Source organism: Rathayibacter sp. VKM Ac-2927, assembly GCF_022815525.1.
In the GTDB taxonomy this organism is placed as follows: domain Bacteria; phylum Actinomycetota; class Actinomycetes; order Actinomycetales; family Microbacteriaceae; genus Rathayibacter; species Rathayibacter festucae.
Window position 1 is genome coordinate 482,356 of record NZ_JALGRT010000001.1, and the last position, 22,610, is coordinate 504,965.

Here is a 22,610-nt window from a genome sequence, read left to right on the forward strand (position 1 = left end):
GAACCGACGAAGCGCTCGCCCTTCTTTGTGGTGAGCCGCGCCGGGCATCCGCGGGCCGCCCTCTAGGGTTGGGGACCATGCCAGGTATCACGAAGGTGCTCATCGCCAACCGAGGCGAGATCGCCGTCCGCGTCGTCCGGGCCGCCCGCGACAGCGGCATCGCCTCCGTCGCCGTCTACGCCGACCAGGACCGCGACGCCGTGCACAGCCGCCTCGCCGACGAGGCGTACGCGCTCGGCGGCACGACCAGCGCCGAGACGTACCTCGTCATCGAGAAGCTGCTCTCGGTCGCCCGCCGCTCCGGCGCCGACGCCGTGCACCCCGGCTACGGCTTCCTCGCCGAGAACGCCGACTTCGCCCGCGCCGTCATCGACGCCGGACTGATCTGGATCGGCCCGTCGCCGGAGGCCATCGAGCGCCTCGGCGATAAGGTCTCGGCCCGCCACGTCGCCGAGAAGGTCGGCGCTCCGCTCGCGCCCGGCACTCTGAACCCCGTCTCGGGCGCCGCCGAGGTGCTCGAGTTCGTCGACCAGCACGGCCTCCCGGTCGCCATCAAGGCGGCCTTCGGCGGCGGCGGCCGCGGCCTGAAGGTCGCCCGCGAGCGCGACGAGGTCGAGGAGATGTTCGCCTCCGCCACCCGCGAGGCGATCGCCGCCTTCGGCCGCGGCGAGTGCTTCGTCGAGAAGTACCTCGACCAGCCCCGGCACGTCGAGACCCAGTGCCTCGCCGACGCCGACGGGAACGTCGTCGTCGTCTCCACCCGCGACTGCTCGCTGCAGCGCCGGCACCAGAAGCTGGTCGAGGAGGCGCCCGCGCCGTTCCTCACCGACGAGCAGAACACCGAGCTCTACCGCGCCTCGAAGGCGATCCTGCGCGAGGTCGGCTACGTCGGCGCCGGCACCTGCGAGTTCCTGATCGGCAAGGACGGCACCGTCTCCTTCCTCGAGGTGAACACCCGCCTGCAGGTCGAGCACCCCGTCTCCGAGGAGGTCACCGGCATCGACCTCGTCCGCGAGCAGTTCCGCCTCGCCGAGGGCGGCCTGCTCGACTACGACGACCCGCAGCCCCGCGGCCACTCCTTCGAGTTCCGCATCAACGGCGAGGACGCCGGCCGCGGCTTCCTGCCCGCCCCCGGCCCAGTGCACGTCTTCAAGGCGCCCGGCGGACCGGGCGTGCGCGTCGACTCCGGCGTCGTCGCCGGCGACGTGATCTCCGGCTCGTTCGACTCGCTGCTGGCCAAGCTGATCGTCACCGGCGCGACCCGCGCCGAGGCGCTCGAGCGCTCGCGCCGCGCCCTCGCCGAGTTCGAGGTCACCGGCCTGCCCACCGTGCTGCCGTTCCACCGCGCGATCGTCGAGGACCCGGCCTTCGCCCCCGCCGGCGACGAGCCGTTCTCGATCTACACCCGCTGGATCGAGACCGAATTCGACAACACCATCGAGGCGTGGAGCGGCGAGCCCGGCGCGATCGACGGACCGGCCGCCCGCCAGAGCGTCGTGGTCGAGGTCGACGGCCGCCGCGTCGAGGTCACCCTGCCCAGCGACCTCGTCGGCTCCGGCCCGTCCCGCGGTCCCGCTGCCGCCGCCCCCAAGCGCCGCGGCTCCGCCTCCGTCAGCACCGTCACCGGCGACTCCGTCACCGCCCCGATGCAGGCCACCATCGTCAAGGTCGCCGTCGCCGAGGGCGACACCGTCGTCACCGGCGACCTCGTCGTCGTCCTCGAGGCCATGAAGATGGAGCAGCCCCTCACCGCCCACAAGGACGGCGTCGTCCGCTCCCTGAACGCGGAGGCCGGCACCACGGTCTCCTCGGGCCACGTGCTGCTCTCTATCGAGAGCTGAGCCTTTTTCTGAGCCGCTCCCTGCGCGGCTCAGCGCAGTCGGCTTCGCGACGCGGTGCGTTCCGCAGAGCGTCCTGCGTCGCGCTGCCTCGAAACGCTGACACGCGTTTCTCGGTCGTGCGCTCCGGCTGTGCTCATGTCTGAGCCGCTCCCCGCGCGGCTCAGCGCGGTCGGCCCGTTCGCGCGGTGCGTCCCGCAGAGCGTCCTGCGTCGCGCTGCCTCGAAACGCTGACACGCGTTTCTCGCTCACGCGCTCTGCCTGAGTCTGCTCGTGGGCGAGCTGGGCCGCTCCACGCAGGCGGGCTGGGCCGCCGCTCGCGGGCGGGCTCGGCGGGTTCATGCTGGTCGAGTAGCCGCGCAGCGGCGTATCGAGACCCTCCCACGATCAGCAGTGCGGTTGAATGCCGCTCCCACCACCACCGCTGACACCGCGCCTCGGGCATCGCCGGATCTCGATACGCGCGCTCCACGCGCCACTCGATCAGCAGGGGGCGGGCACCCGCCGGAGCCGCTCACCCGCAGGGCAGAGCGCGCGAGCGAGAATCGCGTGTCAGCGATTCGAGGCAGCGCGACGCGACCCGCTCTGCGGAACGCATTCCATCGCAAAGCCGACTGCGCCGGGCCGCGCGGGGAGCGGCCCGGAAATGAACACTGCCGTCGGCTTTCAGCCGACGATGTGCATGGCGCGCGCCGCCTCCGAGATGGAGCCGGTGAGGCTGGGGTAGACGGTGAAGGCGCGGGCGACCTGGTCGACGGTGAGGCGGTGCTCGACGGCGAGAGCGAGGGGGAAGATCAGCTCGCTGGCCTTAGGGGCGACGATGACGCCGCCGATGACGGTGCCGGAGCCGGTGCGGGCGAAGACCTTCACGAAGCCGTCGCGGATGCCCATCATCTTGGCCCGCGGGTTGGCGGCGAGCGGGAGCTTGTAGATCTCGCCCTGGGCGAGGCCCTCCTCGATCTCCTTCTGGCTCCAGCCGACGGTCGCGATCTCGGGCTGGGTGAAGATGTTCGCCGCGACGTTGCGCACCTCGGTGGGGTTCACCGCGTCGCCCATGGCGTGGAAGACGCCGGTGCGGCCCTGCATGGCGGCGACGGAGGCGAGCGGCAGGAACGTGGTGCAGTCGCCGGCCGCGTAGATCGAGGGGACGCTGGTGCGCGCGACGCGGTTCACGCGGATGTGGCCCGACTCGGTGAGCTGGACGCCCGCCTCCTCGAGGCCGATGCCGGCGGTGTTCGGGATCGAGCCGACGGCCATCAGGCAGTGCGAGCCCTCGACGACGCGGCCGTCGGACAGCACGGCGCGGACACCGGTCTCGGTGCGCTCGACGCGGTCGGCGCGCGACTTGGACAGCACGACCATGCCGTTGCGCTTGAAGACGTTCTCGATCACGGCGGCGGCGTCGGCGTCCTCGCCGGGGAGGACCTGGTCGCGGGAGGAGATCAGCGTGACCTTGGCGCCGAGGGCGCGGTAGGCGGAGGCGAACTCGGCGCCGGTGACGCCGGAGCCGACCACGATCAGGTGCTCGGGCACCGTCTTGAGGTTGTAGAGCTGGGTCCAGCTCATGATCCGCTCGCCGTCGGGCGCGGCGGACGGCAGGATGCGCGGGCTGGCGCCGACGGACACGACGATGGTGTCCGCCTCGATCCGGTCGAAGTCCATGCCCTCGTCGCCGGGCGCGGTCGCGACGATCAGCGCGTTCGAGCCGTCGAGGCGTCCGTCGCCCTGCACGATGCGCACGCCGTGGTGGACGAGGTTCGCGCGCATGTCCTCGGACTGCTGGCGGGCGAGCCCGAGGAGGCGCTTGTTGACCGTGGCGAGATTGACCGCGACCTCGGGGCGGACCGGCTTGTTGGTCTGCTCGTGGCGGGTGAAGAACTGCACGCCGAGGTCGGCGGCCTCGCCGATCGCATTGGTGGCCTCGGCGGTCGCGATCAGCGACTTCGAGGGCACGACGTCGGTGATGACGGCCGAGCCGCCCACTCCGACCCGCTCGACGAGGGTGACCTCGGCGCCCAGCTGGGCTCCGGCGAGGGCGGCCTCGTAGCCGCCGGGTCCCCCTCCGAGGACGGCGATCCGCTGCGTGCGCTCGAACTCGTAAGGCATGCCTCCCATTGTCCTCCCGTGCTGGGAGTTCGCCCAATCGACGCGGGTCCAGGAGGGTCCGCAGGCCGAGCCCGCCCCCGCGTCGCGCGTGGATAGGGTGGGGGAATGGCTGACCAGACCCCCAATCCGCTCGACTCCGCCGACGCCGATCCCTTCGCGATCGCCGCCGAGGCCGCCGCCCAGATCATCGAGGCGACCGGCGTCGAGAAGCACGACATCGCCCTCACGCTCGGCAGCGGCTGGGGCAAGGCCGCCGACGCGATCGGCGAGACGACGGCCGTGGTCCCGGCGACCGACATCGTCGGCTTCACGAAGTCGGCCGTGCACGGCCACGGCGGCAGCCTCCGCTCGGTGCTGCTGCCGACCGGCAAGCGCGCGCTGATCATCGGCGCCCGCACCCACTACTACGAGGGGTACGGCGTGCGCCGGGTCGCGCACAGCGTCCGGGTCGCCGCGGCGACCGGCGCCTCGGTGATGATCCTGACCAACGGCGCGGGCGGCATCAAGGAGCACTGGACGCCCGGCACCCCGGTCCTGATCAGCGACCACATCAACCTCACCGCGGACTCCCCGCTCGAGGGCGCGACCTTCGTCGACCTCACCGACCTCTACTCGGCCCGCCTGCGCGCGCTGGCCCGCGAGACCCGCGCCGACCTCGACGACGGCGTCTACGTGCAGTTCCGCGGCCCGCACTACGAGAGCCCGGCCGAGGTGCAGATGGCCCGGATCATCGGCGGCCACATCGTCGGCATGTCGACCGCCCTCGAGGCGATCGCGGCGCGCGAGGCGGGCATGGAGGTGCTGGGCATGTCGCTGATCACGAACCTGGCGGCGGGCATCCAGAAGACGCCGCTGAGCCACGAGGAGGTCCTCGAGGCCGGGCGGAACGCCGAGGACGACCTCGCCCGCCTCCTCGCCGGGATCACGGGCGCACTGTGACGGCGGACGTCCGCGCGCGCGCCGAGGACTGGCTCGCCCAGGACCCCGACCCGGAGACGCGGCAGGAGCTCGTCGACCTGCTGTCGGCCGACGCCGCCGGTGACCCCGCCGCCGCGGCCGAGCTGGCGGACCGCTTCCGCGAGCGCCTCGCCTTCGGCACCGCCGGGCTCCGCGGGGCGATCGCGGCCGGGTCGAACCGGATGAACCGCGTCCTCGTCTCGCAGGCGGCCGTCGGGCTCGCCGACCATCTGCGCGCGCAGGGCCTCGAGCGACCGCTGATCGTCATCGGCTACGACGGGCGGAGGAACTCCCGCGTCTTCGCCGAGGACTCGGCCGCCCTGATGGCCGGCGCGGGTGCCGACGCCGTGCTGCTCCCCCGCCTGCTGCCGACTCCCGTGCTCGCCTTCGCCGTCCGCCACCTCGGCGCCGACGCCGGAGTGATGGTGACGGCGAGCCACAACCCGCCGCAGGACAACGGCTACAAGGTCTACCTCGGCGGCGACGACGACGGCTCGCAGATCGTGCCGCCGGTCGACTCCTCGATCGCCCAGCGGATCCTCGCGGTCGCGACCGAGCGCCGGGTCACCGAGCTGCCCCGGGGTGAGTACCGGGTCGCCGACGAATCCGTCGTCGACGCCTACATCGCCGCGACGGCGGCGGTCGGCCGCCAGTCGGCGCCGCTCCGCGTCGTCTACACGGCGATGCACGGCGTGGGCTGGGAGACGGCGCACCGGGTCCTCTCGGCCGCCGACTTCGACGAGCCGGCCGTGGTCGTCGAGCAGATCGATCCCGATCCCGCGTTCCCGACCGTGGCCTTCCCCAACCCCGAGGAGGCCGGCGCGCTCGACCTCGCCTTCGCGACGGCCCGCTCGGGCCGTGCTCAGCTGATCGTCGCCAACGATCCCGACGCCGACCGCTTCGCCGCGGCGATCCCGGACGCGTCGCTCGAGGACGGCTTCCGCCGCCTCTCCGGCAACGAGGTGGGCGCGCTGCTCGGCTGGCGCGCCGCCGAGCGCGCCCGCGCCGCGGGACGGGAGGGCGGCGCGCTGGCCTGCTCGATCGTCTCCTCCCCCGCGCTCGGCGCGGTCGCCCGCGACTACGGTCTGGAGTTCGCGGAGACGCTGACCGGCTTCAAGTGGATCTCCCGCGTCCCGGACCTCGTCTTCGGCTACGAGGAGGCTCTCGGCTACCTCGTGAACCCGGAGACGGTCCGCGACAAGGACGGGATCTCGGCGGCGCTCGCCTTCCTCGACCTCGCCTCGTCGCTCGCCGCGGAGGGCCGCACGATCGCCGACGAGCTCGACGCCTTCGCCGAGCGCTTCGGCCTGTTCGGCTCGGAGCAGATCTCGCTCCGGGTGACCGACCTCTCGGAGATCGGCCGGATCATGGCGGGGCTGCGCAGCGCGCCGCCCGCCGCGATCGGCGGCCTCGCCGTGCAGCGCACGGAGGACCTGCTCGCGGCGGGCGGAGCGCTGCCGCCGACGGATGCGCTGCGGTTCACCCTCGACGGCGCCCGCCTGATCGCCCGGCCGAGCGGCACCGAGCCCAAGGTGAAGCTCTACCTCGACGCGTGGTCGCACGAGGCGGACGCCGACGCCCGCCGCGGCGCGGTCGCCGCCCGCCTCGACGCCCTGCGGACGGGAGCCGCCGAGCTCCTGCGCTGAGCGGCGGTCAGCCGCGATCGGGAGCGTCCGCCAGCCCCGGGTCGGCGTCGCCGGTGTAGATCGGCTGCGCCCGGTCCAGGAGGAAGTCGGACACGGCGGCGCGTGTCCGCTCGAACGCCGCGGCCCACGGATCGTGGTCGGCGCCCGCGACGTAGACCGTCTGAGCACCGGGGATCGCCCGGGCGAGCGCGTGCTGGCCGCGCCAGTCGACGTGGTCGTACTGCGGTCGGACGAGCAGCGTCGGCACCTGCACCGCGCCGAGCTCGGCGAGCGTCGTCTCCCAGTGGGCTTCGAAGTCGGCGTTCAGCAGCGTGTTCGAGAAGATGTTGAGACCGCTGGGCTGGCCCGTCAGCGTCGCCGTCGCCCGTCTGCCGTCGTCCTGGGAGAGCAGGTTCACGGCGGCGTCGGGGCCGACGGTCCGCAGGAGCGCCAGGCCGGCGGTCAGGCGCAGCTGAGTGCCGAGCGGAAGAGGGGCCGACTGCTCGGCGTTCGGGTCCTCGCTCATGCGGGCATCGGCCGCCGCCCGCGCTTCGTCGGACGCGCGTCGCCCCTCCTCGGACGGGTCATAGGTTCCGGCGGCGATGAGGACCGCCTTCTCGACGTGCTCGGGGTGCTCAGCGGCGTAGGCGGCCGCGAGGAAGCCGCCCGCGGAGTGACCGACGAGGATCACGCGGTCCGCGCCGGTCCGCTCGCGGACGGCGTCGATGTCGGCGAGCGACCGCTCGAAGCTGTAGTCGCGCAGCGGGAGATCAGCGGAGTAGCCGGCACCGGCCTGGTCGAACAGGTAGACGTCGTGGCCGGTCTCGGCGAGGGTGGGCAGGGAGTCGAGGTCCGCGGGGGTGACGAACGCACCGGGGCCGCCGTGGAGGTAGACGATCGGGACGTCGGATCCGCCGGGAGTGGTCGCCGCGGTCTTCCAGTAGGCGAGGTGCGAACCGGTGGAGAGGTCCCAGTACTGCGGGGCGACCGGGCTGGAGCCTGCGGACGACCCGCCGATCGGCGCGAGGACGGTCCCGCCGGCGAGTGCGCTGACGGCGGCGGTCGCGACGACCGCGACGACGACCGGAGTGCGCAGGCGCACCGACCGGCGGACCGGCCGAGGCCGTCGCGGGAGCAGGCGCTGCACGGCCGAGACCAGCAGGAAGACGAGAAGCAGGGACAGGACCACCCACACGACGATCGCGAAGGGCAGGGACGCGGTGAGCGCGAACGCCGCCGCGACCGTCGACAGGGCGAGCCCGAGGACGACGGCGACGGCCGTCGCGAGGACGGACAGGAGTCGGCGGGGCAGCGGACGCGGATGTCGGGAGGCGTGCCGGAGGCCGGGCGAGGAGGGGTCGGACGGGATCGAGGACATGGGTGGTCGGCTCCTGGGAAGGGGGCGGGCGGAGAGGGCGGATGCAGAGAAGGGCGAGCGACATCGACGTCGAGGGCCGGATCCGGGGCGCGCCGCTGCGCCGCCCCGCGGGTCGGCGGGGCGGCGCAGCGAACGGGCGGGGGTCAGCCGGCGCGGTTGACGACCGCGGCGAACGCCCCCGACGGGATGGCCGTCCCGGAGCCCAGCGGAGACACCACGCCCACCGTGGAGGGCGTGTCCCGGTCGACGGACCAGTGGTGCAGTCCGGCGAGGCCCTGCGTCTTCACGAAGGCGGCGATCTCCTCGAAGTCCTCGACGGAGGTGACCTCCTCGGTCACGTCGTTGACGCCGATCATGGCGGTCAGCTCGAGCTTCGAGTACGGGATGCCGTACTTCTCGTGGACGTTCCGGGCGGCCTGGATCGCGGACGCTCCCATGTCGGTCCTGCCGGTCTTCGAGTCGATGACCGCGTTCGCGGCAGTGGCCGACCCGTAGTCCATGGCCATCAGATTCACGGTGTAGTGCTGCACGCCGGAGGCCTTGATCGCCTCGACGGTGGGGACTCCGACGTCGTTCAGGCTCGTCTTCGACCCGTCCGAGGCCGCCGAGGTGGGGAGGGTGAACTGGAAGCGGAGGTCCGGATACTTCACCTCGGCCACGGCCGCGGCGTCGGCGAGCTCGCGGATCTGCGCGGGAGTCTGCCCCCGTTCGATGTCGAAGTCGATGCCGATCAGGTTCTTCGAGGCGTAGCGGCTGATGAACGAGTCGAGCTGCGCGGCGTTCGCGGTGAACACCGCCGAGGCTCCTCCGGTGGCGAGCACGTAGTCCACATCCGCGGCGACGAGCTGGTCGATCGAGCTGCGGAACTCGTCCGCCGTGACGCCCGCCCAGCTCGGGGCGTCCCCGGTGCCGGAGGCGAAGGCGAGCGTGACCGCGCTGCTGCCGGTCCGGCTCGCCCAGGAGTCCGGCCCCGCGAGCGGGACGATCTTCCCGTCGAGCACCGTCCGCAGCTGGTGGGTGTTCCAGTCCATGTTGATGGTGATGTCCTTATAGCCGGAGCGCAGGACGGCGGGGGACGTTCCGGTCGCGGGCGCCGCCGAAGGTCTCGGGGCCTTCCCGGGATCGGTGGTCGGAGCGGGCGCGGGCGACGGGGTCGTGGTGCTCGCCGGCGTCGGAGTGACCGCGGGAGTCGGTGCCGGTGCCGGAGTCACCGCGGCGGCCGGCTGCCAGACCCTGCCGGAGCCGATCGGTCCAGAGTCCTCGCGGGGGTCCGCACCGCTGGTCCACCAGCCGGCGGTGTAGAGCTTCCCGTCGCGCACGACCTGCTGGCCGCCGGTGTAGGTCGCCGTCGCGCTCCACTCCGCGACACCCGGGAAGGGGTTCGTCGCGGGGGCGACCGGCGCGGAGTTCACGGGCGGCGCCGAGACGGTGACGGGCGCAGGAGCGCGGGTCGGTGCGGGAGCGGCGGTCGGCGCCGGCGCGGCGGCGGGGGTCGGAGCGACCGTCGGCACGGTCACGCCCGCGGCGGGCTGCCAGACCTTGCCGGTCCCGACGGCCCCCGAGACCAGCAGCGGGTCCGCGCCGCTGGTCCACCAGCCGGCGGTGTAGAGCTTCCCCTGGCGGGTCACCTGCTGCCCGCCCGTGTAGATCGTGGTCGCGCTCCACTCCGGGGTGGCAGAGGACTCGGCGGCGGCCGTCGACGAGACGGGGGACGCGGTCTGAGCGAGGGCGGGTCCCGCCCCCAGAACAGCACCTCCCGCCAGGAGCCCGAGGGTGGTGAGCCCGGCGATCGTGCAGCGGATGCGAGTGCGCACTTCAGTCCTCTCGATTCTATGAAGAGGCTCGGAGACGGAGCCACGTCGGAGAATCGCACGGCTGTCCCGACCCCGCCGTCCTGGCGCGGGACCTGGCGCACCACGTCGTCAGCGGGAGGGACGACTCCCCAGCTGCTCGCCGCGCCTCCAGAGCCACTCGACCGGGCCGACAGCGAAGCGGCGGAGCCAGAGATGCGCGGCGAGCACGACGATCGCCGCGATCAGGACGAAGGCGCCGATCGTCACCGGCACCCGCCACGGGGCTGCGGAGACCGCGAGCGCGAGACCCCAGCCGTAGAACAGAGCGCCCCCGAGCAGGTTCTGCAGGAGATAGGCGCTCAGAGCGACCCGGCCGACCTCGCGAGCGCGACGCGCGAGCCCGCCGTCGCTGCCCCGGCGCAGGCCGAGCTCGGCGAGGAGGGCGAGCAGCCCGAGTGCCACCAGCGGAGCGACGAGGTAGCGCTCGGCCATCAGACCGGCCGCGCTCCCGGTGAGTCCGAGCGCCAGATCGACCGGAGCGGCGACCGTACCGAGGACCATCAGCCGCCGCCGCCGCAGTCGCCCCTCCTCCGCGAAGAGGCCGGCTCGCAGCAGCTGGGCGCCGAGCAGGAACATCGCCAGGCTGAGGACGCCGATCAGCACGGGTTCCGCCCGGAAGACTGCCGCGTTCTGCAGCCGGAAGAGGGCGAGGCCGAGGAAGGAGGCGTCCGCGTACGGGCTGCGACCGGCGGGACCCTGACCGGAGGCACCGGGCTGCGTCGCCACGAGCGCCACGAGCGCCGAGATCAGCAGGACGTGCAGCGCGCCGAGGACGACCACCGTGCGCCGCTGCGTCCGCGGCCGGGTGAGCAGCAGCCAGGCCACCACCGCTCCCGTGACCGCGTAGCCCATCAGCACGTCGAACTCCGCGATCAGCACGTAGTTCACCGCGCCGTCGAGCAGGAGCAGCGTCGCCCGCCAGAGGTAGCGGCCGGGCCAGCCTCGCCCGCGGCGGACCGCGGACGCGTGCTGGATCGCCAGCCCGATGCCGAAGGTGAGCGAGAGCAGGGCGAGGAACTTCCCCTGCGCCAGAGCCATCAGCACCAGCTGCACGGTCTGCGCGCCCGGGGACGTCCCGGCCGTCACCGGCTCGCTGAGCATCCCGAGCAGTCCCCAGGGGTGGGAGAACAGCCAGATGTTGGTGCCGAGGGTCCCGATGATCGCGACGCCGCGGACCACGTCCAGCGAGTCGATGCGCGCTCTCGCCGTCTCAGCGGCGGGCAATACAGTCGTATTGGTCATGGTCGAGAGCGTAGCCTGCTCAAGCGGACGGATCGAGAGGAGCGCACGTGGCCGATCGGCGCGAGAGCAGGAGCGACATCCTCTCGGCGGTCGTCACCGTCCTCTCGACGCGCGGGGCGGATCAGCTCAGCATCCGGACCGTCGCCGCCGAAGCGGGCGTCTCGGCGGGCGCCGTCCAGCACCACTTCCCGACGAAGCAGGCGCTGCTGACGGGCGCGATGGCAGCGGTGGAGGAGCGGTTCCGCCGGCGGATGCTCGACCTGCGGGAGGAGGAGCCGTCGGCGGACGCTCGCCTGCGCGCCTTCTGCGAGGCGATCGCCTGCGTCGAGGACGCCGACGTCCCCGACGCCGTCGTCTGGACCGCGTTCGCCTCGCGCGCCGGCACCGACCCGGAGATCCGCGCCCTGCACACCGCCGGCTGGTCGCGCACGGAGGACGTCGTCCTGGAGCTGCTGCGCGCCGCGCACCCCACGGCGCCGCTCGACCCCGACGACGCTGCGCTCCTCCTCGCCGTCCTCGACGGCATCGCCGTCACCCGCGCCGCCGAGCAGCCGACCCGCCTCTCCCCCGCCCGCGCCCGAGCCCTCCTCACCCGCACCCTCACCCTGCTGGCCCCCTGACCCGCCGCCCCCTCCGCGAGATGCCACTTGCGCACGCTTCCCCCGGCGTGTCGCGCACCCAAGTGGCATCTCGCGACTCGGAACGCCCTCGCACCCACCAGGAACGAGCACCCTCAAGGCAGAGCGCGCGATCGAGAATCGCGTGCCAAGCGATTCTCGACAGCGCGACGCAACCCGCTCCACGGGACGCACCACGTCGACAAGCCGACCGCGATGAGCCGCGCAGGGAGCGGCTCAGAAAACGACGCAACTGATCCGCCTCCGGCGGATCAGCCGAGTGCGCGCTCGATCTTCGCCGTGATCTCGGTCTGGTCGAGGTAGTTGTCGATGACGACGACCTCGGCGAAGGTCTTGCCGATCCTGCCGATCAGCTCGCGGGAGGTGAGGATGACTTGCGCGTCGGCGGCGAGGGCGTCGACGGAGGCGAGGTCGGAGGCGACGACCTCGGCCTCGAGGTCGAGTGCTTCGAGGGCGCGCTCGGCGCCGAGCTTGAGGATGGCGGAGGTGCCGATTCCGGCGCCGCAGAGGGTGACGATCTTCATGCGCTTCTTCCGTGGTGCGGGGTGTCGTCGGTGAGGACGGCGTTGATGCTGCGGACGGTGCGGGCGGCGGCGAGGGCCGCGACCGCGTCCGGCTTGCTGAGGACGTCGGCGAGGCCGGAGACGAAGCCGACGTGGCCGTGCGCCTGGGTGGCGGCGATGCCGATGACGACCGAGACCGGGTCGTTGGTGCTGTGGCCGAAGGCGACGGGGTCGGCGAGGGTGACCACCGAGATCCCGTCCGCGAGCACGTCGTTGCCGGGGCGGGCGTGCGCGAGGGCGAGGCCGGGGGCGATCACGATGTAGGGCCCGAGCACGTCGACCTGCTCGACCATCCGGCGGGAGTAGGCGGGGTCGACGGCGCCGCTGCGCTCGAGGGCGCGGCCCGCCTCCATGACCGCCTCGCGCCAGCTGGAGGCGGGGTGGCGCAGTGCCACCGCGGCGTCGGAGAGCGGGTCGAGCGGCATGCTCAGGCCGCCTCGAAGCCGGCGCTGATCGTCTCGATCAGCTCGCGGCGCTCGTCCAGCGGCAGGAAGCTCGCCTCGGCCGCGTTGACCTGGAACGCCTCGAGGTCGTCGAGGTCGTAGCCGAACGCGTCCGAGAGCAGCGCGAGCTCGCGGCTGAGCGTCGTGCCGCTCATCAGGCGGTTGTCCGTGTTGACGGTGACGCGGAAGCCGAGCTGGTAGAGCAGGTCGAACGGGTGATCGGCGAGCTCGGCGCCCCACGCGGCGATCGCCCCGGTCTGCAGGTTCGAGGAGGGGCTGAGCTCGAGCGCGATCCGCCGGTCCTTCACCCACTCGGCGAGCTCGCCGAGCGTGACGTAGCTGGCGTCGTCGTCCTGGCGCTCGACGCGGATGTCCTCCGCGAGCCGGACGCCGTGGCCGAGGCGCAGCGCCCGGCCGTCCAGGAGCGCCGAGCGGATGCTGTCGAGGCCGTCGGCCTCGCCCGCGTGCACGGTCGTCGGGAAGTGCGCGGCGGCGAGGAGCTCGAAGGCGGGGCGGTGCCGCGACGCGGGGAAGCCCGCCTCCGCGCCGGCGATGTCGAAGCCGATCGCGCCGCGCTCGCGGTGGCGCAGGGCCAGCTCGGCGATCTCGAGCGAGCGGTCGGTGTGCCGCATCGCGGTGATCAGCTGGCCGACGCCGAGCCGCGAGCCGTGCGCGGCCGCCTCCTGGACGCCCTGCTCGAGTCCCTCCTGCACGGCCTCGACGGCCGCGTCGAGGGTGAGACCGGCGCGGAGGTGCTGCTCGGGGGCCCACCGGATCTCGCCGTGGACGACTCCGTCGGCGGCGAGGTCGAGCACGAACTCGCGGGCGACGCGCTCGAGCGACGCGGCGGTCTGCATGACGGCGATCGTGGTCTCGAAGGTGGCGAGGTAGTCCTCGAGCGAGCCGGAGTCCGCCGTGCTGGTGAACCACCGCTCGAGAGCCTCGGGGTCCTCGGCGGGCAGGGCGACGCCGGTCTGCGCGGCGATGTCGACGATCGTCTCGGCGCGGAGTCCGCCGTCGAGGTGGTCGTGCAGCGACACCTTGGGCAGGTCGTCGATGAGGATGCCCTCGCCCGGGAGGAGGTACTCCTCGTGGCTGCTGCCGGTCTCGGTGCTGTCGGTCACGGTGCTCCTCCGGTGGGACGACGGGTCGCCGACCACCTTACGGTGCCGCCCGCGCCGGCCCCCCTCGCCGCTGCCACCCCGTCCGGGTCAGGCGATGCGCTCCGCCACGAGCGGGCCGCCGTCGAGGACGGCGTCGCCCTCGTCGCCGATGCGGTACGCGCCGTCCAGCGCCTCGAGCGCGCGGGAGAAGCGGGACGGCTCGTCGGCGGACAGGGTGAAGAGCGGCTGACCGGCGCGGACCCGGTCGCCGGGCTTCGCGTGCAGGTCGATGCCGGCGGCGTGCTGCACCGCGTCCTGCTGGCGCGCGCGCCCCGCGCCGAGACGCCAGGCCGCAATGCCGAAGGGCAGCGCCTGCTGCTCGACCAGGACGCCGTCACGCTCGGCCAGGACGACGTGCGTCTCGCGGGCGACCGGCAGCGCGCCGTCCGGGTCGCCGTCCTGGGCGCGGATGACGGCACGCCAGGTGTCCATCGCCGCGCCGCCGTCGAGCGCGCCCTCGACGTCCGCGTCGGGCTGCCCGGCCAGCGCCAGCATCTCGCGGGCGAGCGCGAGGGTCAGCTCGCGGACGTCCGCGGGGCCGCCTCCGGCGAGCACCTCGACGGATTCGCGGACCTCGTTCGCATTGCCGATCGCGAGGCCGAGCGGCACGTTCATGTTGGTCAGCAGCGCCGTGGTGCGGACGCCGGCGTCGTTGCCGAGATCGACCATGGCGCGGGCCAGCTCGCGGGAGCGCTCGACGTCGGTCATGAACGCGCCGGAGCCGAACTTGACGTCGAGGACCAGGGCGTCGGTCCCCTCCGCGATCTTCTTCGACATGATCGAGGAGGCGATCAGCGGGATCGCCTCGACGGTGCCGGTGATGTCGCGCAGGGCGTAGAGCTTCTTGTCCGCCGGGGCGAGACCGGAGCCCGCGGCGCAGATGACGCCGCCGACGGTCCGCAGCTGCTCGAACATCTCCTCGTTGCTGAGGTCCGCGCGCCAGCCGGGGATCGCCTCGAGCTTGTCGAGCGTGCCGCCGGTGTGGCCGAGGCCGCGACCCGAGAGCTGCGGCACCGCGACGCCGAAGGAGGCGACCAGCGGCATCAGCGGCAGCGTGATCTTGTCGCCGACACCGCCGGTGGAGTGCTTGTCGACCGTCCGCTTGCCGAGGCCGTCGAAGCTCATCCGCTCGCCGCTCGCGATCATCGCGAGGGTCAGGTCGCGGATCTCGTCGCGGTCCATCCCGTTGAGCAGCACGGCCATCGCGAAGGCGGCCATCTGCTCGCCCTGGACGTAGCCGCGGGTGTAGGCGTCGATCAGCCAGTCGATCTGCGCGGTCGAGAGCGTGCCGCGGTCGCGCTTGGTGCGGATGACGTCGACGGCGTCGAACGCCTCGACGGGGGTGGACGGGGTCATGCGGGGTCCTCGGTTCAGGAGTGGGAGCGGGAGGCGGCGGCGCGGCACGGCCGCGGAGGGCCGTCGGCGCCGCGGAGGGCGTCGGCGGGGCGGGACTACTCGGCCGCGTACGCCTCGAGGGTGCGCGGACCGAACGCGTCGGGGATGACCTCGTCGATCGACTTCACGCCCGACACGGTCTGCAGGAGCATCCCGTCGGCGGAGTGCTCGAAGAGCAGCTGACGGCAGCGCCCGCAGGGCATCAGCACGCCGCCCTTGCCGTCGACGCAGGTGAAGGCGACGAGCCGGCCGCCGCCCGTCATGTGCAGCGAGGACACCAGCGCGCACTCGGCGCAGAGGGTCAGGCCGTAGGAGGCGTTCTCGACGTTGCAGCCGGAGATCACCCGGCCATCGTCGACCAGCGCGGCGACGCCCACGGGGAACTTCGAGTACGGCACGTAGGCCTTGCCCATCGCGTCGAGCGCGGCGGAGCGCAGCGCGTCCCAGTCGATGTCGGTCATCGGTTCCGTCCTCACGATTTCAAGTAGGGCTTGCCGGCGGCGGCCGGACCCCGCGACTGCCCGACCAGGCCGGCGACCGCGAAGATCGTCACCACGTAGGGCAGCATCAGCATGAACTCGCTCGGCACCGGCGAGCCGATGACGCCGAGCACGTTCTGCAGGTTGGTCGCGAAGCCGAACAGCAGCGAGGCGAGGGTGGCCTTGATCGGGTCCCAGCGGCCGAAGATGACCGCCGCCAGGGCGATGAAGCCCGCGCCCGCTGTCATCTCCTTGCCGAAGGCGCCGACCGCGTCGAGCGTGTAGTACGCCCCGCCCATGCCCGCGATCGCGCCGGCCAGCGAGACGTTCCAGAACCGCGTCCTGGCGACGTTGATGCCGACGGTGTCCGCGGCCTGGGGGTGCTCGCCGACCGCGCGGAGCCGCAGGCCCCACTTCGTCTTGAAGAGCCCCCACCACACGGCGAAGATCGCGAAGTACATCAGGTAGACGATGATCGTCTGGTTGAACAGCACCGGTCCGAGGATCGGCACCTGGCTGAGTCCCGGGATCGGCAGCCGGTCGAACTTGACCGGCGAGTTGAAGACGGCGGCGTCGCTGGTCAGCACCTGCGAGTAGAGGAAGCTCGTGAGCCCCGTCACGAGGACGTTGAGGACGACGCCGACGATCACCTGGTCGACCAGGTACTTGATCGCGAAGGCGGCGAGCACGAACGAGACCAGCACGCTCGCGATCATCGCCGCGAGCAGGCCGAGCACGGGCTGGCGGGTCAGCGAGCCGACCATCGCCGCGGTGAAGGCGCCGGCCAGCAGCTGGCCCTCGATCGCGACGTTGACCACGCCGACGCGCTCCGAGATGACCCCGCCGAGCGAGCCGAAGATCAGCGGAGTCGCGAGCCCGACGGTGCCGAGGAGCAGCCCCGGCAGCGGCAGCGTCGCGCCCGCGGACGCCCAGACCAGGAAGCCGACCAGGAAGACGAGCGCGAAGAGCGCCGAGAGCCAGAGCGGCAGGCGGCGGGCCGAGCGGGTGAACGCGACGGCGACCGCCGTCAGACCGACCAGGACGACCGCCACGACCACGCCGGTGGCGCGGGTCGGGAACGGCAGGTCCGGCAGGGCGAAGAAGTCGTTGCCGGAGGCGAGGCGGAACGAGCTGGTGCCGTCGCGGCCGAGGGCCACGAACAGGATCACGGCCAGCAGCGAGAAGATCCCGAACGCGATCGGGGCCTTCCAGCTGCGGACGGCGACCCGGGACGCGGTCCCGGGGGCACGGGAGACTGCGGTGGTCATGCGGACACCTCCGTGGTGCGGCGCGCGCGGCGCTTGGGGGCGACCCCGGGCGTCGGGAGGCGGAAGATCGCGCGCACCAGGGGCGGCGCGGCGATGAAGAGGACGATCAGCGACTGCACGACGAGGACCACGTCGATCGGCACGCCCTCGGCGGCCTGCATCGAGTAGCCGCCGGCCTTGAACGCGCCGAAGAGGATGCCGGCGAAGAACACGCCCCAGGGCCGCGAGCGGCCCAGCAGCGCGACGGTGATCGCGTCGAAGCCGATGCCCGCGTCGATCCCGGAGGTGAAGCCGGTGGTGACGGTGCCCATCACCTGCGCGCTGCCGGCGAGGCCGAGCAGACCGCCGGAGAGCAGCATCGCGTAGACGTAGCTGTTCTTGACGTCGATGCCGGCGACCCGGGCCGCGTGCGGGTTCTCCCCCACCGCGCGGAACTTGAAGCCGATGCTCGAGCGGTTGAGCAGCCACCAGACGAAGACGGTCGCGAGGATCGCGACGACGAAGCCGAGGTTGAGCGAGTAGCCGGAGCCGAGCAGGTCGGGGAAGACCGCCGTGTCCTTCATCCCGGGCGACTTCGGGTTGTTCGAGCCCGGAGCCTGGAGGGCGCCCGGCGTGCGCAGCAGATAGGAGACGAAGTAGAACGCGACGTAGTTGAGCATGATGGTGAGGATCACCTCATGAGCGCCGGTCCGCGCCTTGAGCAGGCCGACGAGTCCGCCCCAGAGCGCCCCGCCCAGGATGCCCGCGGCGAGGGTGATCACCAGGTGCACGCCGAACGGCAGGTCGAAGGAGAAGCCGACCCAGCCGGCGCAGGCGGCGGCGATCAGCATCTGGCCGCGGCCGCCGATGTTGAAGAGCCCGACGCGGAAGGCGAGGGCGACGCCGAGGCCGCCCGCGATCAGCGGCGTGGCGAAGGCGAGGGTGTCGGTCAGCGGCTTGATGCCGTTCGCGAAGCCTTCGCGGCGGAAGTTGTAGACCGAGCCCTGGAAGAGCGAGGAGTACGCCCCGGCGACCGACTGCCAGATCGCCTGCAGCGTGTCGAGCGGCCGGGCGAAGAAGTAGCCCGAGGCCGACTGGACCTCGGGGTCGGTGGCGGCGATCAGCACGCCGCCCGCGATCAGCGAGAGCAGGACGGCCAGCACCGACATCAGAGCGGTGCCGGAGAGGATCTCGCGGAGGACACGCGAGGCCCCGCTCTCGATCGGGCCGGGCCGCGCCTCCTGACCCGGCTTCTGGCCCGGCTCGAGACCGGTCGCCCTCTCGGACTCGGCGTCCGGATCGACGGCGGGCAACTGCGCGTCGCTCATGCGGCCGCACCCTTCTCGGCGGGCGACTGCCCGGCCATCATGAGCCCCAGGGTCTCCCGGGGAGTGTCGGCGGGGACGATCCCGATGATGCCGCCCTTGTACATGACCGCGATGCGGTCGGCGAGAGCCGCGACCTCGTCGAGCTCGGTGGAGACGACGATGACGGGCACGCCGGTGTCGCGGGTCTCGACGATGCGCTTGTGCACGAACTCGATCGAGCCGACGTCGATGCCGCGGGTCGGCTGGGCGGCGATGAACAGCCGCAGCTCACGGCTGAGCTCGCGGGCCAGGACGACCTTCTGCTGGTTGCCGCCGGAGAGGCGGCCGACGTGGGTGGTGATGCCCTGCGCGCGGACGTCGAACTCGCGGACGCGCTCCTCGGCGAACGTCTCCAGCGCCTTCAGCTGCAGGCCGAGACCCTTGACGAAGGGGCCGCTGTCGCTGCGGTCGAGCATCAGGTTCTCGGCGATGGTGAACTCGGCGACCAGGCCGTCCTCGGTGCGGTCCTCGGGGACGAAGCCGACGCCGGCGTCGAGCACCCGGCGGACGGAGAGGCCGTCGAGCCGGCGGCCGTCGAGGGTCACCGTGCCCTCGACACGCTCCTGCAGGCCCATGATCGCCTCGGTCAGCTCGGTCTGGCCGTTGCCCTGCACGCCGGCGATGGCGAGGATCTCGCCGCGGCGGACCTCGAACGAGACGTCGTCGACGACGGCCTGCCCGTTCGCGTCCCGGACGGTGAGGTTGCTGACGACGAGGGCCTCGTCGCCCGCCCGCGCCGGCTCCTTCTGGACGGTGAGCTCGACGGCGCGGCCGACCATCAGCGAGGCCAGCTCCGCGTTGCTCGCGGTCGGCGAGGCCTCCCCCACGACCTGGCCGAGGCGGATGACCGTGATGCGGTCGCCGACCTCGCGGACCTCGCGCAGCTTGTGCGTGATGAAGACGATCGCGGTCCCGGAGGCGCGCAGCTGCCGCATGATCGCGATCAGCTCGTCGGTCTCCTGCGGGGTCAGCACGGCGGTCGGCTCGTCGAAGACGAGGACCTTCGCGTCGCGGGAGAGCGCCTTGATGATCTCGACCCGCTGCTGGACGCCGACGGGCAGGTCCTCGACGATCGCATCGGGGTCGACGTCGAAGCCGAAGCGGTCGGAGATGTCGCGGACGCGGGCGCGCGCCGCGGCCAGATCGAGCCGCCCGCCCGACTTCGTCTCCTCGTGGCCGAGCATGACGTTCTCGGCGACCGAGAAGACCGGGACGAGCATGAAGTGCTGGTGCACCATCCCGATCCCCGCCTTCATGGCGTCGCCGGGGCCGGAGAAGCGCTGGACCACGTCGTCCAGCAGGATGTCGCCCTCCTCCGCCTGGTACAGCCCGTACAGGACGTTCATCAGCGTGGACTTGCCCGCGCCGTTCTCGCCGAGGAGGCAGTGGATCTCACCGGGTTCGACGGTGAGGTCGATGTGATCGTTGGCCACGAGAGCGCCGAAGCGCTTCGTGATGCCCCGCAGTTCGAGCTTCATGGGTCCAATCTAACTTTCGGTGCGGGCTGCCAGCGCGCGGGAGCCGGCGGGACAGCCGACGAGAGGCCGGTGGGCCCGAGCAGAACTCGGGCCCACCGGCCTCTTCGTCAGTGCGCTGCGATCGATCCGGAGATCAGGACGCGGCGGGAGCGGACGGCGACTCGACGGTGATCGAGCCGTCGATGATGCCCTCCTTGATGGTGTCCAGCTCGCCCTGCAGGTCGGCCGAGACCTTCGACTCGAAGTCGTGGAACGGCGCGATGCCGACACCGTCGTTCTCGAGCGTGCCCACGTACGGGGTCGCGTCGAAGGCGTCGGCGCCCGCGGTGGAGGTGACGTCGGTCGTGCCGGCCTCGATGCCCTTGAGGATCGAGGTCAGGTACAGGTCGCCGCCGTCGGGGTAGGTCTCGTACAGGTCGGCGTCGACACCCACCATGGCGATCTCCTTGCCGGAGTCGCGGATGGCCTCGATGGCCGACTGGAAGATCGGGCCGCCGACCGGGAGGATGACGTCGGCGTTCTGGTCGATCAGGGACTGCGCGGCCGACTTGGCCTCGACACCGGCGGCGAAGCCTCCGGTGAACGAGCCCGTCTGCGCGGCGACGTCCCAGCCGACGACCTTGACGTCGGTGCCCTTCTGCTCGTTGTGGTACGCCACGCCGTCCGCGAAGCCGTCCATGAAGATCGTGACGGTCGGGAACTGCTGGCCGCCGTAGGTGCCCACGACGCCCGTCTTCGAGTACGACGCCGCCGCGTAGCCGGCGAGGAACGCCGACTGCGAGGTGTCGAACGTGATCGGCTTGACGTTCGGCAGGTCGATTGACGCGTCGTCGATGATGGCGAAGTCGATGTCGGTGTTCTCCTCCGCCGCGGCCGAGGTGGCCTCGGCGAGGGCGAAGCCGACGGTGATGATCAGGTTGCAGCCCTGGTCGACGAGGCTCGTCAGGTTGGGCGCGTAGTCCGTCTCGGACTCCGAGGTGACGGTCTTCGGGGTGACGCCGAGGTCCTCGGACGCCGCGACCAGGCCGTTGTAGCCCAGCTCGTTGAACGACTTGTCGTCGAACCCGCCCGCGTCGGAGACCATGCAGGGCAGGAAGTCGCCACCGGCGGCGGCGCTCGAGCCGCTCTCCTCGGGGGCGGAGGCGCAACCGGCGAGAAGCGCGGTGACGCCCAGAGCGGCGAGACCGCCGAACGCGGCCTTACGCGTGGTGATAGTCAAGATTCGTCCTCCAAGATTCGGCCCCGCGCGCACGATCGGCACTGCAGGGCATCGATGACCTCACGTTACCCAAGGTGTCGGAACGCTCAGCCGCCGCGGAGGGCCAACTCGGGAAGCGTTACACAGTGTTGATCTTGGGGAGGAGCCGCGAGCGGCTCCTCCCCCGCGGTCGGCCCATCGAGGTGGTGCGTTCTGCAGAGCGTGTCGCGTCGGGCTGGCGGAAATCGCTGGCACGCGATTTCCGCTCGCGGCCCTCGACCCTTCGGGCGAGGGAGTCCGGGAGGCCCGCGCCGCGGAGGGCACATGTCCAGCCAGGGGCATTGCCAGCTGCTCACGGCGCGCGCCCTCAGGGCTCGCGGTCGCACGGGCATGCTGATCGAGGAGTGCGCGGAGCGCGCGTATCGAGATCCACCTGTTCCAGGACGACGGATCTCGGGTCGATCGACTAGAGGACGTCGGTGCGGCCCGAGAGGCGGAGGGCGTCGACGACGCCCTTCACCTTCTGGGCGTTCTCCGTGGTGGTGACGAGGAGGGCGTCGGGGGTGTCGACGACGACGATGTCCTTCACGCCGATCAGCGCGATGGTGCGATTGCCGCCGCTGACCACGATGCCGGTGGCGGAGTCGGCGAGGACGCGGGCGTCCTCGCCGAGGATCGCCAGGTCGGAGCGCAGGCCGCTCGCGTGCAGCTTCGCGATGGAGGCGAAGTCGCCGACGTCGTCCCAGGAGAAGTGGCCGGGGACGACGGCGAGCTTGCCCTCCGCGGCGGCCGGCTCGGCGACCGAGTAGTCGATCGCGATCTTCTCCAGGCCCGGCCAGATGCGGTCGACGACCGCGCCGCGCTCCGGGGTGTCCCACGCCTCCGCGAGCTCGAGCAGGCCGGCGAGCAGCTTCGGCTTCGAGCGGCCGAGCTCCTCGAGCAGGCGGTCGGCGCGGGCGATGAACATGCCGGCGTTCCAGAGGTACTGACCGCTCTGCACGTAGGTGCGGGCGGTGTCGGCGTCGGGCTTCTCGACGAAGGAGTCGACGGCGAGCGTGTGCGCGGCGCCCTCGATGCCGAGGTGGTCGCCGGTGCGGATGTAGCCGAAGCCCACCGCCGGCTCGGTCGGCGTGATGCCGATCGTCGCGATGAAGCCGGCGTCGGCGGCGACGACAGCCTCGGCCACCGCGTCGTGGAAGAGGTGCTGACCGCTGATCACGTGGTCGGCTGCGAACGAGCCGATGATCACGCCGGGCTCGCGGCGCTCGAGGATCGCGGCGGCGAGGCCGATCGCGGCGGAGGAGTCGCGCGGCTCGCTCTCGAGGACGACGTTGAGGTCCTCGAGGCTCTCGAGCTGCTGCTCCACCGCGGCGCGGTGCGCACGGCCGGTGACGACCATGATCCGGTCGGCACCCGAGATCGGGGCGAGGCGGTCCCAGGTGTCGCGGAGCAGGGTCTGGCCCGAGCCGGTGAGGTCGTGCAGGAACTTCGGGGCGTCGGCCCGGGAGAGCGGCCACAGCCTCGAGCCGATCCCGCCTGCCGGGATCACGCTGTAGAAGCGGTCGAGCGGGGCGCGGCCATCGGTCTCAGGTGATGTCATGTCCGCAGGATACAAGGGCGCCCGGACGTGTCCGTCCGTT

General features: G+C 72.3%; 18 protein-coding genes. 4 read left to right on the forward strand and 14 right to left on the reverse strand.

Features of this window, described 5'->3' with window-relative positions:
- Positions 1-77: 77 nt before the first annotated feature.
- Entirely contained in the window at positions 78-1,841 is a 1,764-nt protein-coding gene (locus MT353_RS02220) for a biotin carboxylase N-terminal domain-containing protein (protein WP_243623509.1), read from the forward strand.
- 663 nt (positions 1,842-2,504) lie between these two features.
- Here the strand turns inward: MT353_RS02220 and MT353_RS02225 are convergent.
- Positions 2,505-3,944 (reverse strand): NAD(P)H-quinone dehydrogenase, encoded by a 1,440-nt coding sequence (locus MT353_RS02225; RefSeq protein WP_127886072.1) that lies wholly within the window; start codon positions 3,942-3,944, stop codon positions 2,505-2,507.
- Between the two features lie 105 nt (positions 3,945-4,049).
- On the opposite strand from MT353_RS02225, the gene MT353_RS02230 reads away from it, so the two are divergent.
- Together MT353_RS02230 and MT353_RS02235 are read left to right on the forward strand one after the other, a co-directional pair.
- A complete protein-coding gene (locus MT353_RS02230) occupies positions 4,050-4,883 on the forward strand; it encodes a purine-nucleoside phosphorylase (RefSeq protein WP_123735208.1) in 834 nt (277 codons plus the stop codon).
- A complete protein-coding gene (locus MT353_RS02235; protein WP_243623510.1) occupies positions 4,880-6,547 on the forward strand; it encodes a phospho-sugar mutase in 1,668 nt (555 codons plus the stop codon). Before MT353_RS02230 ends, MT353_RS02235 begins: the two co-directional genes overlap by 4 nt.
- Positions 6,548-6,554: 7 nt before the next feature.
- On the opposite strand, the gene MT353_RS02240 is transcribed toward MT353_RS02235, so the two are convergent.
- From MT353_RS02240 to MT353_RS02250, 3 genes are all read right to left on the reverse strand, one after another.
- Complete coding sequence (locus MT353_RS02240) at positions 6,555-7,904, reverse strand: alpha/beta hydrolase (protein ID WP_243623511.1); 1,350 nt, start codon at positions 7,902-7,904, stop codon at positions 6,555-6,557.
- Positions 7,905-8,047: 143 nt separating this feature from the next.
- Positions 8,048-9,718: a carbohydrate-binding protein gene (locus MT353_RS02245; RefSeq protein WP_243623512.1), complete on the reverse strand. Its 1,671-nt coding sequence runs from the start codon at positions 9,716-9,718 to the stop codon at positions 8,048-8,050.
- A gap of 108 nt (positions 9,719-9,826) precedes the next feature.
- Entirely contained in the window at positions 9,827-10,999 is a 1,173-nt protein-coding gene (locus MT353_RS02250) for a DUF418 domain-containing protein (RefSeq protein ID WP_243623513.1), read from the reverse strand.
- Positions 11,000-11,046: 47 nt separating this feature from the next.
- Between MT353_RS02250 and MT353_RS21845 the strand changes: the two genes are divergently transcribed.
- Complete coding sequence (locus tag MT353_RS21845) at positions 11,047-11,619, forward strand: TetR/AcrR family transcriptional regulator (protein ID WP_243623514.1); 573 nt, start codon at positions 11,047-11,049, stop codon at positions 11,617-11,619.
- Between the two features lie 269 nt (positions 11,620-11,888).
- On the opposite strand, the gene MT353_RS02260 is transcribed toward MT353_RS21845, so the two are convergent.
- From MT353_RS02260 to MT353_RS02305, 10 genes are all read right to left on the reverse strand, one after another.
- Positions 11,889-12,161 carry a PTS sugar transporter subunit IIB gene (locus MT353_RS02260; RefSeq protein WP_123733901.1) on the reverse strand — a complete coding sequence of 91 codons (273 nt, stop codon included), beginning with the start codon at positions 12,159-12,161 and terminating at the stop codon, positions 11,889-11,891.
- Positions 12,158-12,625 carry a PTS sugar transporter subunit IIA gene (locus MT353_RS02265; protein WP_243598826.1) on the reverse strand — a complete coding sequence of 156 codons (468 nt, stop codon included), beginning with the start codon at positions 12,623-12,625 and terminating at the stop codon, positions 12,158-12,160. Before MT353_RS02265 ends, MT353_RS02260 begins: the two co-directional genes overlap by 4 nt.
- Positions 12,626-12,627: 2 nt before the next feature.
- Positions 12,628-13,767, reverse strand: a complete 1,140-nt coding sequence (locus MT353_RS02270; protein ID WP_374204681.1) for an adenosine deaminase — start codon at positions 13,765-13,767, stop codon at positions 12,628-12,630.
- Positions 13,768-13,854: 87 nt separating this feature from the next.
- Complete coding sequence (locus MT353_RS02275; RefSeq protein ID WP_243623515.1) at positions 13,855-15,162, reverse strand: thymidine phosphorylase; 1,308 nt, start codon at positions 15,160-15,162, stop codon at positions 13,855-13,857.
- 95 nt (positions 15,163-15,257) lie between these two features.
- Positions 15,258-15,662, reverse strand: a complete 405-nt coding sequence (locus MT353_RS02280) for a cytidine deaminase (RefSeq protein WP_243623516.1) — start codon at positions 15,660-15,662, stop codon at positions 15,258-15,260.
- Between the two features lie 11 nt (positions 15,663-15,673).
- Positions 15,674-16,948, reverse strand: a complete 1,275-nt coding sequence (locus MT353_RS02285) for an ABC transporter permease (protein ID WP_123735200.1) — start codon at positions 16,946-16,948, stop codon at positions 15,674-15,676.
- The gene (locus MT353_RS02290) at positions 16,945-18,255 is read right to left on the reverse strand and encodes an ABC transporter permease (RefSeq protein WP_243623517.1); all 1,311 of its coding nucleotides are present in this window, start codon (positions 18,253-18,255) and stop codon (positions 16,945-16,947) included. The genes MT353_RS02285 and MT353_RS02290 overlap by 4 nt, the downstream gene beginning before the upstream one ends.
- A complete protein-coding gene (locus MT353_RS02295) occupies positions 18,252-19,772 on the reverse strand; it encodes an ABC transporter ATP-binding protein (RefSeq protein WP_123445291.1) in 1,521 nt (506 codons plus the stop codon). The genes MT353_RS02290 and MT353_RS02295 overlap by 4 nt, the downstream gene beginning before the upstream one ends.
- 133 nt (positions 19,773-19,905) lie before the next feature.
- Entirely contained in the window at positions 19,906-20,991 is a 1,086-nt protein-coding gene (locus tag MT353_RS02300) for a BMP family protein (RefSeq protein WP_123445290.1), read from the reverse strand.
- Positions 20,992-21,436: 445 nt separating this feature from the next.
- The gene (locus MT353_RS02305) at positions 21,437-22,570 is read right to left on the reverse strand and encodes a mannose-1-phosphate guanylyltransferase (RefSeq protein ID WP_123445289.1); all 1,134 of its coding nucleotides are present in this window, start codon (positions 22,568-22,570) and stop codon (positions 21,437-21,439) included.
- Positions 22,571-22,610: the final 40 nt, after the last annotated feature.

What these genes read in the sequence shown, in the direction of transcription:
- MT353_RS02220 (WP_243623509.1), top strand. Translation starts at nt 78, where the DNA reads ATGCCAGGTATCACGAAGGTGCTCATCGCCAACCGAGGCGAGATCGCC.
- MT353_RS02225 (WP_127886072.1), bottom strand. Translation starts at nt 3,944, where the DNA reads ATGCCTTACGAGTTCGAGCGCACGCAGCGGATCGCCGTCCTCGGAGGG.
- MT353_RS02230 (WP_123735208.1), top strand. Translation starts at nt 4,050, where the DNA reads ATGGCTGACCAGACCCCCAATCCGCTCGACTCCGCCGACGCCGATCCC.
- MT353_RS02240 (WP_243623511.1), bottom strand. Translation starts at nt 7,904, where the DNA reads ATGTCCTCGATCCCGTCCGACCCCTCCTCGCCCGGCCTCCGGCACGCC.
- MT353_RS02250 (WP_243623513.1), bottom strand. Translation starts at nt 10,999, where the DNA reads ATGACCAATACGACTGTATTGCCCGCCGCTGAGACGGCGAGAGCGCGC.
- MT353_RS02260 (WP_123733901.1), bottom strand. Translation starts at nt 12,161, where the DNA reads ATGAAGATCGTCACCCTCTGCGGCGCCGGAATCGGCACCTCCGCCATC.
- MT353_RS02265 (WP_243598826.1), bottom strand. Translation starts at nt 12,625, where the DNA reads ATGCCGCTCGACCCGCTCTCCGACGCCGCGGTGGCACTGCGCCACCCC.
- MT353_RS02275 (WP_243623515.1), bottom strand. Translation starts at nt 15,162, where the DNA reads ATGACCCCGTCCACCCCCGTCGAGGCGTTCGACGCCGTCGACGTCATC.
- MT353_RS02280 (WP_243623516.1), bottom strand. Translation starts at nt 15,662, where the DNA reads ATGACCGACATCGACTGGGACGCGCTGCGCTCCGCCGCGCTCGACGCG.
- MT353_RS02285 (WP_123735200.1), bottom strand. Translation starts at nt 16,948, where the DNA reads ATGACCACCGCAGTCTCCCGTGCCCCCGGGACCGCGTCCCGGGTCGCC.
- MT353_RS02290 (WP_243623517.1), bottom strand. Translation starts at nt 18,255, where the DNA reads ATGAGCGACGCGCAGTTGCCCGCCGTCGATCCGGACGCCGAGTCCGAG.
- MT353_RS02295 (WP_123445291.1), bottom strand. Translation starts at nt 19,772, where the DNA reads ATGAAGCTCGAACTGCGGGGCATCACGAAGCGCTTCGGCGCTCTCGTG.
- MT353_RS02305 (WP_123445289.1), bottom strand. Translation starts at nt 22,570, where the DNA reads ATGACATCACCTGAGACCGATGGCCGCGCCCCGCTCGACCGCTTCTAC.